This is a genomic window from Rhodococcus tibetensis, from assembly GCF_024438035.1.
Lineage (GTDB): Bacteria > Actinomycetota > Actinomycetes > Mycobacteriales > Mycobacteriaceae > Rhodococcus_F > Rhodococcus_F tibetensis.
The window spans coordinates 18,043-31,456 of record NZ_JANFQF010000024.1 but is presented as its reverse complement, the minus strand read 5'-3'; the positions used below and the strand labels follow the sequence as shown (position 1 = coordinate 31,456).

The following is a 13,414-nucleotide window of genomic DNA, read 5'->3' as shown; positions in this document are numbered from 1 at the left end:
TAACCACGCACGGGCGGCGGAGCCGCCTACAGGGCTTTGAGTTCCTCGGTGACGTCGGCGACGGACTTCTTGGCGTCGCCGAAGAGCATCGAGGTGGTGTCCGCGTAGAAAAGCGGGTTCTCGATGCCGGCGAAGCCGGAGTTCATCGACCGCTTGAGCACGATCACCGACTTCGACTGATCCACGTTCAGGATCGGCATCCCGTGGATCGGGGACGACGGGTCGTTGCGGGCGGCGGGGTTGGTGACATCGTTCGCGCCGATCACCAGGGTGACGTCGGTGCGGGCGAACTCGTCGTTGATGTCGTCCATTTCCTTCATCGCGTCGTACTCGACGTCGGCCTCGGCGAGCAGCACGTTCATGTGCCCGGGCATCCGGCCTGCGACCGGGTGAATGGCGTACTTGACCTCGACACCCTTCGACTCGAGCATCTTGGCCATGTCCTTGACCGCGTGCTGGGCCTGCGCGACCGCCAAGCCGTACCCGGGCACCACGATGACCTGATTGGCGTACGCCATCTGGATCGCCGCGTCCGCCGCCGAGGTGGACTTCGCCGTCTTCACCGTTCCGTCCCCGACCGCCGCGGCGCCGCCGCCGCCACCGAATCCGCCGGCCACGATCGCCGGAATGGACCGGTTCATCGCCTTCGCCATCAGGTTGGTCAGGATCGAACCCGACGCGCCGACGATCATGCCGGCCACGATCATCGCCTGATTATTCAGTGCCAAACCGGCGGCCGCCGCGGACAACCCGGTCAACGCGTTGAGCAACGAGATCACCACGGGCATGTCGGCGCCGCCGATCGGCAACACCACCATCAACCCCAGGACCGCGGCGAGAACCAGGACACCGACGATCCACCACTGGCTGGTCGGACCGGCCGGGTCGATCGCCCGGATTCCGATGATCACCGCCAACGCTACGGCCCCGAGCAGCAACAGCGCGTTGAGCGGCTGCTGCAACCGGCCGATGCCGATCGGGCGGCCCGGCAGGGTTTCCTGCAACTTGAGGAAGGCGATGACCGAACCCCAGAACGATATGGACCCGATGATCGCCGCGAACAGCGACGCGATGACGATGTGCACCGTCGGCGACTCACCGTGCGCGAAGGCGGTGAACCCGTCCGAGTCGAGGAACTCGGCGTAGGCGATGAGGGCGACGGTGCCGCCGCCGACTCCGTTGAACAGGGCCACCAGCTGCGGCATCGCCGTCATCTTCGTCCGCAACGCCGGCGGCACACCGAGCACCACACCGATGACCAGACCGGTCACGATCAGCACCCAGTTCGAGGTGTCGCGAATCGCGATCAGCGTCGCGATCACGGCGAGCGCCATACCGGCCGCGGCGATCTGGTTACCGCGGACCGCGGTCTTCGGGCCGGTCAGGCCCATCAGACCGTAGATGAACATGCCGAACGCGACGATGTACAGCACGTTGACGAGGTACTCCATTACTTGTCCCCACCCTTCTGGGCAGCAGCGACAGGCGCAACAGGCTTGGACTTGAACATCGCGAGCATGCGGTCGGTGACCACGAAACCACCGACCACGTTGATCGTTCCGAAGACCAGGGCGACGAACAGGATCACCTGCAGGCCCCACGGCGGGTTGTCTACCTTGCCGAGCACCACCAGGGCGCCGAGCACGACGATGCCGTGGATGGCGTTCGTGCCCGACATCAGCGGGGTATGCAATGTATTCGGGACCTTCGAGATGACCGCGAACCCCACGAACCCGGACAACACCAGGATCGCGATATTCGCCAACAGTTCGGTGTACATCTAGGACACACTCTCCTCACGGGTGACGCAGGACGCGGCGAGGACCTCGTCCGAGAAATCGGGGGCCAGTGCCCCGTCGACGAGCATCAACTCGAGCAATGCCGAAACGTTCTTCGAGTACAGCTCGGAGGCATGCTCGGGCATCGACGCGGGCAGGTTCAGCGGCGAGCAGATCGTCACCCCGTGCTTGACCACGGTCTGACCCGGTTCGGTGAGCTCACAGTTACCGCCGGTCTCTCCGGCCAGATCGACTACCACACTGCCGGGCTTCATGCCCTCGACCGCGGCCGCGGTCACCAACCGCGGTGCCGGACGGCCCGGCACCAGGGCGGTGGTGATGACCACGTCGAAGCCTTTGATGGCGTCCTCGAGCGCCTGCTGCTGCTGCGCCCGTTCCTCGTCGGTGAGTTCGCGGGCGTAGCCGCCCTCGCCGGCGGCGTCGATCCCCAGATCCAGCCACTGCGCACCAACCGATCGAACCTGATCGGCCACCTCCGGGCGCACGTCGTAGCCGGTGGCCCGGCCACCGAGCCGCTTCGCCGTCGCCAACGCCTGCAAACCCGCGACACCGACACCGAGCACCAACACCGTCGCCGGCTTGACGGTGCCCGCGGCGGTGGTGAGCATCGGGAAGAACCGCGTCGACTCCGACGCCGCCAACAACACCGCCTTGTACCCGGCCACATTCGCCTGCGACGACAACGCGTCCATCACCTGGGCGCGGGAGATCCGAGGTATCGCCTCGACCGCGAATGCCTGCACTCCCGCCGCCTGCAACGCGGCGACCTGATTGTCCTGGTTGCGCGGGGCGAGGAACCCGATCAACGTCTGACCGGAGTGAAAGCGGCCGACTTCCTCGTTCGACGGCGGGGCGACCTTGACCACTACGTCCGCCGACCACGGATCGCCGATCTTCGCGCCCGCCCCGACATACAGCTCGTCCGGAATCAGCGCGCCCAACCCGGCACCCGACTCGACCACCACATCGACACCCTTACCCGTCAATGCGGCCACGATCTTCGGCACCAACGCCACCCGACGCTCGTCCTCGTTCAACTCACGAGGAACGCCAACCGTCGGGCGCGGCTGCGCCGCGCTCTGCGATGTATCCATTTATCGACTTCCTGCGGTAGATGGTCTGCATGCCGCCACGAGCGGCAACCAACCGATGATGAGCGGAAAGTGTCCCCCGCCTCGACTGAATTCAGCTGATGATAGCCAGAGACCGCGTGACGTAGGGAACAGAGCAGCCGGCGCAGACCCGTCTGAATCGAGTCCGAACAGCCGTTCTCACACGTCTTTCGGCATCTTTGTGAGCCCAGTCACACACGGTCGAGTCGTAGGCTGAGGAGAGGCAACCGCACAGAAGCGGAGGTTCGACCATGCACAAGCCACACGAACGGCGGGCAACGGACGTCGAATCGGCCGTAGTGGTAGAACGGGTCTACGACCACCCCACCGACGGCAACGGACTCCGGCTCTTCGTCGACCGGCTCTGGCCGCGCGGCCTTCGCAAGGATGCTTTTCACTTCGACGACTGGGCCCGCGATCTCGCACCCTCGACCGAGCTGCGTCATTGGTATTCACACGATGTCGCAGCCTTCAGCGAGTTCCGGGAACGGTACGTATCCGAGCTGGACTCCCCGCCGGGCCGCAAGGCGCTCGCGAGGATCCGGGACCTCGCGCACGGGCGCCCCATCGTCCTCTTGACCGCCACCAAGGACGTCACTCACAGTCACGCCGAGGTCCTCGCCGAATACCTGCGCGGTCAGCGGTGACCGGCGAGGCGAAACCCGGCGACCTCGCCGACGAGGATCTCGGCGGCGAGTCGGCGTGCTGGCTCGACCGTGTCTGCCCCGACTGCGGAGTGTTCCTCACGGACCGGACAGCGCCGCACTGTCCACGATGCGGGACCGCGACCGCACACGAAACGCCGGCGACGCAGGACCCCGCCGACGTAACGTGCATCAGTTTGAGAGCGTGCCTGCTGGGTACATGACTGCACCTGAAGGTGGCGGCATGTCACCGTGGCAGACGGGATGAACCTTGCAGATGCGACGAGCCGTGAACGAGGGAGATACCGAACGCCTCGAGGGCGCCGGGAACGGGACCGTTCTCGCCAGGGCCATCACGGGCCCTCTACTGTTCGTGTTCATCCTCGGCGACGTCCTGGGCGCCGGTATCTATGCATTGGTGGGGGTCATCGCCGGCGAGGTGGGCGGTGCAGTGTGGGTGCCACTGCTGGTGGCACTGGCGATGGCATTGCTGACGGCGACCTCGTATGCCGAACTGGTCACCAAGTATCCGCGCGCCGGCGGGGCTGCGGTGTTCGCCCAGCGGGCGTATCGGAAGCCGATGATCTCGTTCCTCGTCGGGTTCTCGATGCTGGCGGCGGGCGTCACGAGCGCAGCGGGACTCGCCCTCGCGTTCTCCGGCGACTACCTTGCCGTATTCCTGGATGTGCCGACGGTTCCTGCAGCACTCGTGTTCCTTCTTCTCGTGGGACTTCTCAATGCACGGGGCATCAAGGAGTCGATGCGCGCGAACGTCGTGATGACAGTGGTGGAGGTCACCGGCCTGGTTCTGGTCGTGGTTCTCGCCGGCATCGTGCTCGGGCGCGGCGACGGCACCCTGGGCCGGGTGGTCGAATTCGACGACAGCCGTTCGCCGGCGCTCGCGGTGCTGGCCGCCGCCCTGCTCGCGTATTACTCGTTCGTCGGCTTCGAGACGTCCGCGAACGTCGCCGAAGAGGTGACCAACGTGCGCAAGGTGTACCCGCGCGCGCTGTTCGGGGCCTTGCTGACGGCGGGCGTCGTCTACGTCCTCGTCGGTCTCGCTGTCTCGGTGGTCCTTCCCGCAGACGAACTCGCCGCATCTTCGGGCCCCTTGCTGGCGGTGGTCTCGGCGGCCGACGTCGGCGTTCCGTCTCGCCTGTTCAGTCTGATCGCGCTCGTCGCCGTCGCCAACGGCGCACTGCTGACGATGATCATGGCGAGCAGACTCACATATGGGATGGCATCCGAGGGATTGCTTCCAAGTCCGTTCGCACGCGTCCTGCCGCGGCGTCGGACTCCCTGGGTGGCAATTGTCGCGACCACTGCAGTCGCCATGGCTCTGTGCGTCACCGGTTCACTGTCCGCCTTGGCGGAGACTGTGGTTCTGCTACTGCTCTTCGTCTTCATCAGCACCAACATCGCGGTGCTCGTGTTGCGTCGTGATGCGGTGCAGCACGACCACTTCCGGGCCCCGACGATCCTTCCGATCCTCGCCATCTTCACGTGCCTTGCGTTGCTCACCCAGCAGAGCGCGGCCACCTGGCTGCGTGCAGCGCTACTCCTTGCTGTCGGGATAGTGCTGCACGTACTTTCCCGCCGTCGTTCCACGAAGGCCGACGCCGAGAGTCCCCGTGTGCAGTAGCGCGGGGACCCTCGGATCAGCGGACCGTCTCTGCCTCCGCGAGATACCGGGCTCGCAGCTTGTGCTTGACGAGTTTGCCCGTGGGCGTGCGCGGCAGGTCGTCCGAGAAGTCGATGCTGCGCGGCGCCTTGAAGTGGGTCACCCGGTCACGCACGTAGTCCAGTAGTTCACGCGCGACGACATCCGACGGCTCGACACCGTTGACGAGTTGGACCACCGCCTTGACCTGTTCGCCCATCTCCTCGTCGGGTACACCGATCACCGCCACGTCGAAGACCTTGGGATGCATGGTGAGAATGTTCTCGGACTCCTGCGGGTAGATGTTCACCCCGCCGGAGATGATCATGAAGGCTGCCCGATCTGTGAGATACAGAAAGCGATCGGCGTCGAGATACCCGATATCCCCACTGGTGGTCCACGTCGGATGATATGGATGCGTTGCGGATTCGGTCTTGGCCGGATCGTTGTGGTATTCGAACGGCCGCTCCTCGCGCTCCCAGTACACCGTTCCGATCTCACCGATGGGTAGCTCCGCACCGGTGTCGTCGCAGACGTGCACGATGCCCATCACCCCGTCGTGCCCGACGGATCCCGGCTTGGCGAGGGCCTGCGCACTGTCGATGAACGTGGCGCCGGCACCTTCGGTGGAGGCGTAGTACTCATGAATCACCGGACCCCACCACTCGATCATGGAACGTTTCACGTCGGGTGGGCACGGGGCGGCCGCATGAATCGCCACCTTCACACTGGACACGTCGAACTTCTCGCGTACTTCCCTCGGCAGCTTGAGCATTCGCACGAACATGGTGGGCACCCACTGACTGTGCGTCACCTGGTACTTCTCGATCAGTCGCAGCGCCTCCTCGGCGTCGAACTTGTCCATGAGGATGATAGTTCCGCCGACAGACGTGATGGTGCCGCAGAAGCGAAGGGGCGCCGCATGATACAGCGGTGCGGGGCACAGATAGACGGTGTCCGCGTCGAATCCGTACATCGGCGCGAACACTGCCGTGTACGGGTCCATCGTCGAGTCCACTTCGCCTTCCGGCAGTGCGGGTTTGATTCCCTTCGGCCTGCCCGTCGTACCCGACGAGTACAGCATGTCCTGGCCGCGGGGTTGCGAGTCCAGTGGTTCGTCGGGCTGCGCCGCCACCGCCGCGTCGTAGCTGTCGAAGCCGTCCAGTTCACCGCCGTAGACGAGCCTGTGCCGGACGCCGGGCAAGTGCGCCGGGTCGGTGGGGATCGCTCGTGCCGCGTCAGCCGAGGCGATGAGGACGGCGGCTCCACAGTCGTTCACGACGTACCCGGCTTCGGCTGCAGTGAGGTGCCAGTTCACCACGGTGATGTAGAGCCCGGACCGCAACGCCGCCCAGTACACCTCGAGGACGCGGAGGTCGTTGCTCGACACCAGAGCCAGGTGATCCCCGACCTCCAAGCCCAGTCCGCGTAGGTGTCGCGCCAACCGGATGGAACGCTGGTCCAGCTCCCGGTAGGTGAGCTGCTCCCCTGTGGACGGCCGGACGACGGCCGGCTTGTCCGGGGTGGTGGCGACGAAATTTCCGGGAAACATCCGCACTCCTTTGTTAATGGAGATTCTCATCATCGGTCTACCACACGCGTCTCGGGAGGGGCGGCCGTTCACACTCACCGCGGCAAACCTTCCTCAGGGGTGAAAACGCCGGGCCGCCGCTCGGCAAGTCCTACAGTTGAAGCGAAAGGAGGCCATCAGACGTGACTGCCCTACAGAAGGAACCGATACTCGACGCCCTGTTCGAGGAGTGGGAGGTGCTCGACCAGTTGCTGTCCTCGGTGTCGGGTGACGCCTGGTTCACTCCCAGTCCTCTGCCTGGATGGACCGTGCACGACATCGCTGCGCACCTGATCGGTACCGAATCCATGCTCGCGGGGATACCGGCGCCCCACACCACTGTCGATGTCCACGGGTTCGCCCATGTGCGCAACGAGATCGGAGCGTTCAACGAACAGTGGGTGGAGGGATTGCGCGGATGCCCCGGCTCGGAGATGCTCGAGCGCTTCCGTGCGATCACCGAGCGCAGGCGCTCCGAACTGGCGGCGATGACGGACGAGATGTTCGAGGCCGAGACCGCCACACCAGTCGGCCCGGCGCCCTATCTCCGGTTCATGCGCATCCGCGTCTTCGACTGCTGGATGCACGAACTCGACCTCCGCGAGGCACTGGGCGTGGCCGGGAACGAGGGCGGAACCCGCGGGGAGACTGCGTTCGAGGAGATCGCGGGAGCGGTCGCGTTTCTCGTGGGTAAGCGCGGCAAGGCGCCGGAGGGCTCGCGTATCACCTTCGAGTTGACGGGTCCGCTCGCGAGAGAAATCCACGTCGCCGTCGACGGGCGGGCAGCCGTGGTGGACGAGTTGCCGTCCGCCGCCACCACGACGATCACCCTCGACTCCCGGCTGTTCACCCGGCTTGCCGGTGGAAGGGTGAAGGCCGCGGATCACCGCGACGCAGTCTCCATCAGCGGTGACACCGCCGTCGGCAAGCAGATCGTCGACAACCTCGCGTTCACCATCTGACCGGGATGCGCCTGTTTCTGTCGTCCTACCGGTTCGGAGCCGACCCCGCACCGTTGATGTCGCTCGTCGGAAGTCCGGGACGTGTGGGCGTGATTGCGTCGGCAGCGGACGCATGGCCGCCGGCCGCGCGCGCGTCCGCGGTCGTCAGTGACATGACGCCTCTCCGGCGCCTGGGTTTCTCTCCGGAGGAAGTCGATCTTCGCGACTACATCCGAACGCAGAACGGCGAAACGGGCCGGCTGAGGGACCGGCTGGCCGGATTGGGCATGCTCTGGGTGCGGGGCGGAAATACGTTCGTCCTGCGTGCGCAGATGGCGCGAAGTGGTGCGGACGATGTCATCCGGGACCTGCTGCGAAACGATTCGCTCGTCTATGCCGGTTACAGCGCGGGCGCCTGCGTCATGACACCCACGCTGCGCGGTCTCGACTCCTCCGATGACCCGGCGGAGGTTGTCGAGACCTGCGGCATGGAGCCGATCTGGGAAGGCCTCGGGGTGGTGCCGTTCGCGATCGTGCCGCATCATCCGCCTGCGGCGCCCTCAGGGGGCCAAGAAGCGGTGCCCTTGGAAGACGCGGCCGCTGTTCGGCGTACTGTCGCCACCTTGCGGCTCGCCGGGATGGATTACCGGACCTTGACCGACGAGCAGGCAATCGTGGTGGATGGAGATTCCACCGAGCTCATCTGACGAAGCACCGCCGCGAACGGGGGCCGACTCTGCGGGGCGCCCGGGGGAACGTCAGCCGAAGACGGCGACGGGCATCGACGGCGCGAACGGCGCGACCCGGTCGAGTGCTGCCCAGGTGACCTCGCAACGCTTTGCGGTGACCTCATCGGCGTCGGCGAGGAGAGTGTTGAGGAGAACCTTGGGGTTCAGACGCCACTCGGTGACCATCGCGAGAACTTCGTCGTTCGTGAACAATCCTGAGCCGGCCAGTGCGAAGACCCACTCATCGAACTCCCCGCGGTGAATCTGCTCGATGGAGTCGTAGTCGATGCCACCGTCGATGAACTCGTACGAGAACATCGCGGAGATGTAACTGCTGGGGTCTCGGTGGAGTGCATGCATCGTGCGGGTCCTTCCGGGGTCGGTGCGGCAAAACCGGCCCCAAGTTGCGATCTAGCTCACATTTCGTGAGATTCTCCGATTGGGTGTAACGCCTCGCCGGTGTTTGACGATGCAGAACGCTAACCCGGGAAAGTGCTTTTTTGCATTGCCCGGCCGATACGATCCGGTAACAGAGTGAAGAATGTGACCTGAGTTACACCCGAAACGCTCCGGTCCACATCTGCCCCGAGGTACTACTACCTGCGGGTTTCGCGTATCGAAGGGTTCTATACCCCTCCGCCGCCCAAGGCAAAAAAATTAACATCCGTAATCTCACATAGTGAGACTCCTACGCGTGGGTAACAAGTTCCGAGGTCGAGACCCATCCCAACCTGCACTGAACGTCCAGGTTGAGGCGATATCTGGAGCAAACCCTCCGAATCGGTTCAGTTGGACGCTCGACCAAATTGAGGACATCAAAGTCCGCGCCACGCTACCGTCGGGTACGCCGCACCCGCCCGCGAGGAGCATTTCATGACGATCGCACCGGAAGTTCTCGCGGAACTCGACGCCGCCCTTCCCCGCGGATGCCTCCTCACCGATCCCGATCTTCTCGCGTCCTACAGCCACGACTGGGCGCGCGACCCGGACGCCGTCCTGCCCGCCGCCGTCGCAAGGCCGACCTGCACCGAGGACGTCTCGGCAGTGCTGCGCTGGGCCGGCAGGCATCGGGTCCCGGTGATTCCCCGCGGAGCGGGATCGGGGCTCAGTGGAGGTGCCACTGCGGTACGAGACAGCGTGGTCGTCAGCACCGAGCGGATGCGCCGGATCGACGTCGACCCCGTCACGCGTATCGCCGTCGTCGAACCCGGCCTGCTCAACGCCGAGGTGAAGGCGGCGGCCGCGGAGCACGGGCTGTGGTACCCGCCCGACCCATCGTCCTTCGAGATGTGCTCGATCGGTGGCAACGTGGCGACCAACGCCGGCGGTCTGTGCTGTGTGAAATACGGGGTCACCACGGACTACGTGCTGGGCCTCCGGGTGGTACTCGCGGACGGAACGGCGGTGCGGCTGGGCGGGCCCCGACTCAAGGACGTCGCCGGACTGTCGCTGACCAAACTCTTCGTCGGCAGTGAGGGCACCCTCGGGGTCGTCACCGAGGTGACCCTCAGACTGATTCCAGCTCAGCCGCCGTCGTGCACTTTGGTGGCCACGTTCGCTTCGGTGCAGGCGGCCGCAGACACCGTGCTGGCCATCACCCGCTCGTTGCGCCCGTCGATGCTCGAGTTCATGGACGGCACGACGATCGGCGCCGTGGAGGACGCACTGAAGATGGGCTTGGACCGGACCGCCGAAGCCATGCTCATCGCCCGCTCCGATGCTCCGGGGGCGATTGCCTTCGATGAGATTTCGATCATGGCCGACGCCTGCACCGCCAGCGGCGCGTCGGAGGTGTTCACCACCGATGATCCAGAGGAGGGGGAAGCCTTCGCAGCCGCAAGGCGATTCGCCATTCCCGCGGTGGAGCGGCTGGGGAGCCTCCTCCTCGAAGACGTCGGGGTCCCGCTGCCGAAGCTACCCGCACTGGTCGAGGGCATAGCGGCCATCGCGCGGGCGCGGGACGTGCTCATCGCCGTCATTGCTCATGCCGGCGACGGCAATACGCATCCGCTCATCGTGTTCGATCCCGAGGATGTCGCCATGGCGGAACGGGCCCGGCTCGCGTTCGGCGAGATCATGGATCTCGCTATTTCGCTCGGGGGAACGATCACCGGTGAACACGGGGTGGGAAGGCTGAAGAAGGCGTGGCTGCCCGACCAGGTGGGCAAGGATGTCATGGATCTGACGGCCCGGGTGAAGCAGGCGCTCGATCCGCTCGGAATCCTCAACCCGGGCGCGATTCTGTAGGCTCCCGCGGCGGACAAGGTACCCAAATGGTTATGCGAGGGGCTGGTGTGACGCCTGAGGTGTTGCTAGCGTGACCGGACCTGGCTCGATTCGTCGCAGAGAGGTGTGCCTGTGAACAAGCTCCGCCGTGTCGGCTCACTGGCCATGCCAGCTCTATTGGCGTCTACCTGCACGTTTTTCGCCTGGTCGCCCTCCGTGGCGACGGCGGCGCCGTGCCTCGGATCAGGCAGTTTCGGTTCGAGCGCCGGTATCAACCCGATCCCCTGGCTCAACGGCAGCGACGGCCGACTTCCCGAACTGCGTGGCAGAACGCAGGCCGTCGCACACATCACCGGGCCTCGCAGCCCCAACGACACGATCTTCCGATTCGGCGTTCTCGGAACCGACCTCGGCATCATGTGGGACAACGGGGGCGGCCAGGTTCTCACCGCTTTCGGCGACACGGTCGGTCTCAGCGACAATCCCCTCTGCGGGCTCGTCGGCGACTGGCGCAGCAACATCCTGCTTCGCAGCAGCGACCGCGATCTGTCCAACGGAATGAGTATCGACAACTCACCCGTCGACCGTCCGAATCACTCCAAGGAAATCATTGCGAGCAAGAAGATTCCGGGTGTCGAGCAAACCGTCATCCCCACCACCGGCATCTCGGTCGGTCCCACGCAATACATCAACTACATGTCCGTGCGGAGCTGGGGAGCTCCCGGCGAGTGGGACACCAACGCGTCAGGCATCGCGTATTCGACCGACAACGGCGAGAACTGGGCCACGGACCCGCTGACCCTGCGACCGAATGTGCCCGGTACCGGGGCCGAGAACTTCCAGATGGGTTCCTACGTCAAACACGACGGATTCGTCTACGCCTTCGGCACTCCGTCGGGTCGTTCGGGTGACGCCCGGTTGTCGCGGGTGCCGGAAGCGGAGATACGCAACCTCGCCGTCTACGAATACTGGGACGGCAAGGCGTGGGTGAAGGCGAACGCTGCGGCTGCCAGCCCAATAATCCCCGGGCCCGTCAGCGAGCTGTCCGTGCAATTCAACGACTACCTCGGCCAGTTCGTCGCGATGTACACGGACGCGGGCAACTCCGTGGTCATGCGGCGGTCCGACCGGCTCGAATCCGGCTGGAGTGCACCGGAAGTATTGGTGAGCAGCCGCGACGTACCAGAGCTGTACGGGGCCTACATGCATCCGTGGTCGAAGGGGTCGGATCTGTACTTTCTCGCCACCACCTGGTCCGACTACAACGTCATGCTGCTGCGCACCAGCCTCGCCGACTGACGGTAACCTGCGAGTGTGCGCAGCACTGCACGCTCGAGGCAAACAGAGGAGTGGTTGTGGCGGTCAAGGTAGAGCACGACGTGTCCGAGTCCCGGTTCGAGATCTTCCTCGACGGTCAGCTCGCCGGGTACGCTGAGTACGCCGAGGGGAACGGGGTGCGCGACTTCCACCACACCGTCACGTACCCGCAGTTCCGGGGACAGGGTCTGGCGGCTCAACTGGTGATGGCCGCCTTGGACGACACGAAGGAACGTGGCTTCTCTGTGGTTCCGTCCTGCTCGTACGTCGAGCACTACATCGCCGAGAATCCGAGCTATGCGGAGCTCGTCTGAGGCTGCCCACCCGGCCGTCCGAGGGGCGTGTGTCGCTGCCGCCGTACTGACACTGGTCGGTTGCGCGTCAGGCGGCGGTGAAGACTCCGGCACGACGGATCTTCCTCCGCGGACGTCGGCCGCCGAGACGGGAGCATTCGTGGGTGAGTGCGGCTCACTCACCGACGCCGAGGTGTACGAACGGTCGGGGATGTCCGGGCTCACGCCGGTGTCCCGCAACGGGATCAAATGCCGTTGGGAAGCCGACGGCGGCGCCCGATACGTGATGTTCACCTGGTACCGCGGCAGCCCGATCGACCGGGAAAGGTCGGTGGCGCAGGGAATCGGGCACGAGGTCCACGACCTCGAGATCGCCGGACATCGGGGGTTCTCCTCGCAGAACGAAGGATTCTGCGAAGTGGCCCTGGCGACTGGCGGGGATTTCGTGCACTGGCTGGTCCGGTACGGCGGTGGCGTCACACCGTCCGATCCCTGCGCGGCGCCCACTGCTCTTGTCGAAATTACTGTGGAGAAGGCGAGATGAGCGCCGCCCGCACGTTCGCCGCCGCACTCGCGTCGGTGCTGCTCCTGGCCGGGTGCGGTACGTCGGTGACCGGCACTCCCCTGCCGGAAGGTTCCGGTGTGAGCGGAGGTGGCTCCGACCGGTTCGACAAGCTGCTGCGCGAGTGTGAGGCCGTCCCCAACGAGAAGATCGCGGAGGTACTCGGCGGCGACGGAATCGACCAGTACTTCTATGGCGCCGTATGCATGTGGACGGTGTCGTCGCATGCCGGTTCCCTCGACGTGACGTTCGGCTGGTTCGAGAACAACTCCCTGCAGCGCGAGCGGGATGTCGCCGAACAGCTGGGCTATCAAGTGGAAACCACCTTTGTCGCGGGCGCGTCGGCATTCACCGCCCGGCGGCCGGGTGACAGCGCGACGTGCGGGATCACCGCCGCCTACTCCGGGGTGATCACGTGGTGGGTGCAGCAGCGTTCGGGTACCGGTGATCCTTGTGCGGGCGCACGGACCCTCGCGGAATTGACGCTGCAGCGCAATCAGTGACGAGTGAAAATGGGTCGCGGCGGACTCGGCAGCGCTGTTAGCGTCGAGTAACCACCTTG

The 13,414-nt window shown here is 65.2% G+C and carries 14 protein-coding genes; 9 read left to right on the top strand and 5 right to left on the bottom strand.

Going from position 1 to position 13,414, the window contains the following annotated elements:
• Nucleotides 1-26 precede the first annotated feature (26 nt).
• The 3 genes from NOF53_RS23150 to NOF53_RS23140 are packed head-to-tail and all read right to left on the bottom strand — an operon-like array spanning nt 27 to nt 2,893.
• The gene (locus tag NOF53_RS23150) at nt 27-1,451 is read right to left on the bottom strand and encodes an NAD(P)(+) transhydrogenase (Re/Si-specific) subunit beta (RefSeq protein ID WP_255973152.1); all 1,425 of its coding nucleotides are present in this window, start codon (nt 1,449-1,451) and stop codon (nt 27-29) included.
• Nucleotides 1,451-1,780: an NAD(P) transhydrogenase subunit alpha part 2 gene (locus NOF53_RS23145; protein WP_255973150.1), complete on the bottom strand. Its 330-nt coding sequence runs from the start codon at nt 1,778-1,780 to the stop codon at nt 1,451-1,453. The genes NOF53_RS23150 and NOF53_RS23145 overlap by 1 nt, the downstream gene beginning before the upstream one ends.
• On the bottom strand, nt 1,781-2,893 hold the full coding sequence (locus NOF53_RS23140) for a Re/Si-specific NAD(P)(+) transhydrogenase subunit alpha (RefSeq protein WP_255973148.1): 1,113 nt from the start codon (nt 2,891-2,893) through the stop codon (nt 1,781-1,783). It lies immediately after the preceding gene.
• A gap of 269 nt (nt 2,894-3,162) precedes the next feature.
• Between NOF53_RS23140 and NOF53_RS23135 the strand changes: the two genes are divergently transcribed.
• Together NOF53_RS23135 and NOF53_RS23130 are read left to right on the top strand one after the other, a co-directional pair.
• Complete coding sequence (locus NOF53_RS23135; RefSeq protein ID WP_255973146.1) at nt 3,163-3,558, top strand: DUF488 domain-containing protein; 396 nt, start codon at nt 3,163-3,165, stop codon at nt 3,556-3,558.
• 274 nt (nt 3,559-3,832) lie between these two features.
• On the top strand, nt 3,833-5,197 hold the full coding sequence (locus NOF53_RS23130; protein ID WP_374212657.1) for an APC family permease: 1,365 nt from the start codon (nt 3,833-3,835) through the stop codon (nt 5,195-5,197).
• Between the two features lie 16 nt (nt 5,198-5,213).
• Here NOF53_RS23130 and NOF53_RS23125 read toward each other — a convergent pair whose 3' ends face one another.
• A complete protein-coding gene (locus NOF53_RS23125) occupies nt 5,214-6,767 on the bottom strand; it encodes an AMP-binding protein (RefSeq protein WP_255973142.1) in 1,554 nt (517 codons plus the stop codon).
• A 161-nt stretch (nt 6,768-6,928) separates the two neighbouring features.
• Here NOF53_RS23125 and NOF53_RS23120 point away from each other — a divergent pair, with 161 nt between their 5' ends.
• Together NOF53_RS23120 and NOF53_RS23115 are read left to right on the top strand one after the other, a co-directional pair.
• Nucleotides 6,929-7,747, top strand: a complete 819-nt coding sequence (locus NOF53_RS23120; RefSeq protein WP_255973139.1) for a maleylpyruvate isomerase family mycothiol-dependent enzyme — start codon at nt 6,929-6,931, stop codon at nt 7,745-7,747.
• Between the two features lie 5 nt (nt 7,748-7,752).
• The gene (locus tag NOF53_RS23115; protein ID WP_255973136.1) at nt 7,753-8,433 is read left to right on the top strand and encodes a Type 1 glutamine amidotransferase-like domain-containing protein; all 681 of its coding nucleotides are present in this window, start codon (nt 7,753-7,755) and stop codon (nt 8,431-8,433) included.
• 51 nt (nt 8,434-8,484) lie between these two features.
• Here the strand turns inward: NOF53_RS23115 and NOF53_RS23110 are convergent, their stop codons facing one another.
• Nucleotides 8,485-8,814, bottom strand: coding sequence for a hypothetical protein (locus NOF53_RS23110; RefSeq protein ID WP_255973133.1), 330 nt, complete (start codon nt 8,812-8,814; stop codon nt 8,485-8,487).
• 513 nt (nt 8,815-9,327) lie between these two features.
• Between NOF53_RS23110 and NOF53_RS23105 the strand changes: the two genes are divergently transcribed.
• The 5 genes from NOF53_RS23105 to NOF53_RS23085 all read left to right on the top strand — a co-directional run bounded on the left by NOF53_RS23105 (nt 9,328) and on the right by NOF53_RS23085 (nt 13,355).
• Nucleotides 9,328-10,701, top strand: a complete 1,374-nt coding sequence (locus NOF53_RS23105; protein ID WP_255973130.1) for an FAD-binding oxidoreductase — start codon at nt 9,328-9,330, stop codon at nt 10,699-10,701.
• A 111-nt stretch (nt 10,702-10,812) separates the two neighbouring features.
• Nucleotides 10,813-11,979 (top strand): glycoside hydrolase family 183 protein, encoded by a 1,167-nt coding sequence (locus tag NOF53_RS23100; protein ID WP_255973128.1) that lies wholly within the window; start codon nt 10,813-10,815, stop codon nt 11,977-11,979.
• Between the two features lie 56 nt (nt 11,980-12,035).
• Nucleotides 12,036-12,311: a GNAT family N-acetyltransferase gene (locus NOF53_RS23095; protein WP_255973125.1), complete on the top strand. Its 276-nt coding sequence runs from the start codon at nt 12,036-12,038 to the stop codon at nt 12,309-12,311.
• Nucleotides 12,295-12,834 (top strand): DUF3558 domain-containing protein, encoded by a 540-nt coding sequence (locus NOF53_RS23090; RefSeq protein WP_255973123.1) that lies wholly within the window; start codon nt 12,295-12,297, stop codon nt 12,832-12,834. Before NOF53_RS23095 ends, NOF53_RS23090 begins: the two co-directional genes overlap by 17 nt.
• Nucleotides 12,831-13,355 carry a DUF3558 domain-containing protein gene (locus tag NOF53_RS23085; protein WP_255973121.1) on the top strand — a complete coding sequence of 175 codons (525 nt, stop codon included), beginning with the start codon at nt 12,831-12,833 and terminating at the stop codon, nt 13,353-13,355. The genes NOF53_RS23090 and NOF53_RS23085 overlap by 4 nt, the downstream gene beginning before the upstream one ends.
• Nucleotides 13,356-13,414 lie beyond the last annotated feature (59 nt).

What these genes read in the sequence shown, in the direction of transcription:
- NOF53_RS23150 (WP_255973152.1), bottom strand. Translation starts at nt 1,451, where the DNA reads ATGGAGTACCTCGTCAACGTGCTGTACATCGTCGCGTTCGGCATGTTC.
- NOF53_RS23145 (WP_255973150.1), bottom strand. Translation starts at nt 1,780, where the DNA reads ATGTACACCGAACTGTTGGCGAATATCGCGATCCTGGTGTTGTCCGGG.
- NOF53_RS23085 (WP_255973121.1), top strand. Translation starts at nt 12,831, where the DNA reads ATGAGCGCCGCCCGCACGTTCGCCGCCGCACTCGCGTCGGTGCTGCTC.
- NOF53_RS23140 (WP_255973148.1), bottom strand. Translation starts at nt 2,893, where the DNA reads ATGGATACATCGCAGAGCGCGGCGCAGCCGCGCCCGACGGTTGGCGTT.
- NOF53_RS23115 (WP_255973136.1), top strand. Translation starts at nt 7,753, where the DNA reads ATGCGCCTGTTTCTGTCGTCCTACCGGTTCGGAGCCGACCCCGCACCG.
- NOF53_RS23105 (WP_255973130.1), top strand. Translation starts at nt 9,328, where the DNA reads ATGACGATCGCACCGGAAGTTCTCGCGGAACTCGACGCCGCCCTTCCC.
- NOF53_RS23110 (WP_255973133.1), bottom strand. Translation starts at nt 8,814, where the DNA reads ATGCATGCACTCCACCGAGACCCCAGCAGTTACATCTCCGCGATGTTC.
- NOF53_RS23090 (WP_255973123.1), top strand. Translation starts at nt 12,295, where the DNA reads ATGCGGAGCTCGTCTGAGGCTGCCCACCCGGCCGTCCGAGGGGCGTGT.
- NOF53_RS23125 (WP_255973142.1), bottom strand. Translation starts at nt 6,767, where the DNA reads ATGTTTCCCGGAAATTTCGTCGCCACCACCCCGGACAAGCCGGCCGTC.
- NOF53_RS23135 (WP_255973146.1), top strand. Translation starts at nt 3,163, where the DNA reads ATGCACAAGCCACACGAACGGCGGGCAACGGACGTCGAATCGGCCGTA.
- NOF53_RS23130 (WP_374212657.1), top strand. Translation starts at nt 3,833, where the DNA reads ATGCGACGAGCCGTGAACGAGGGAGATACCGAACGCCTCGAGGGCGCC.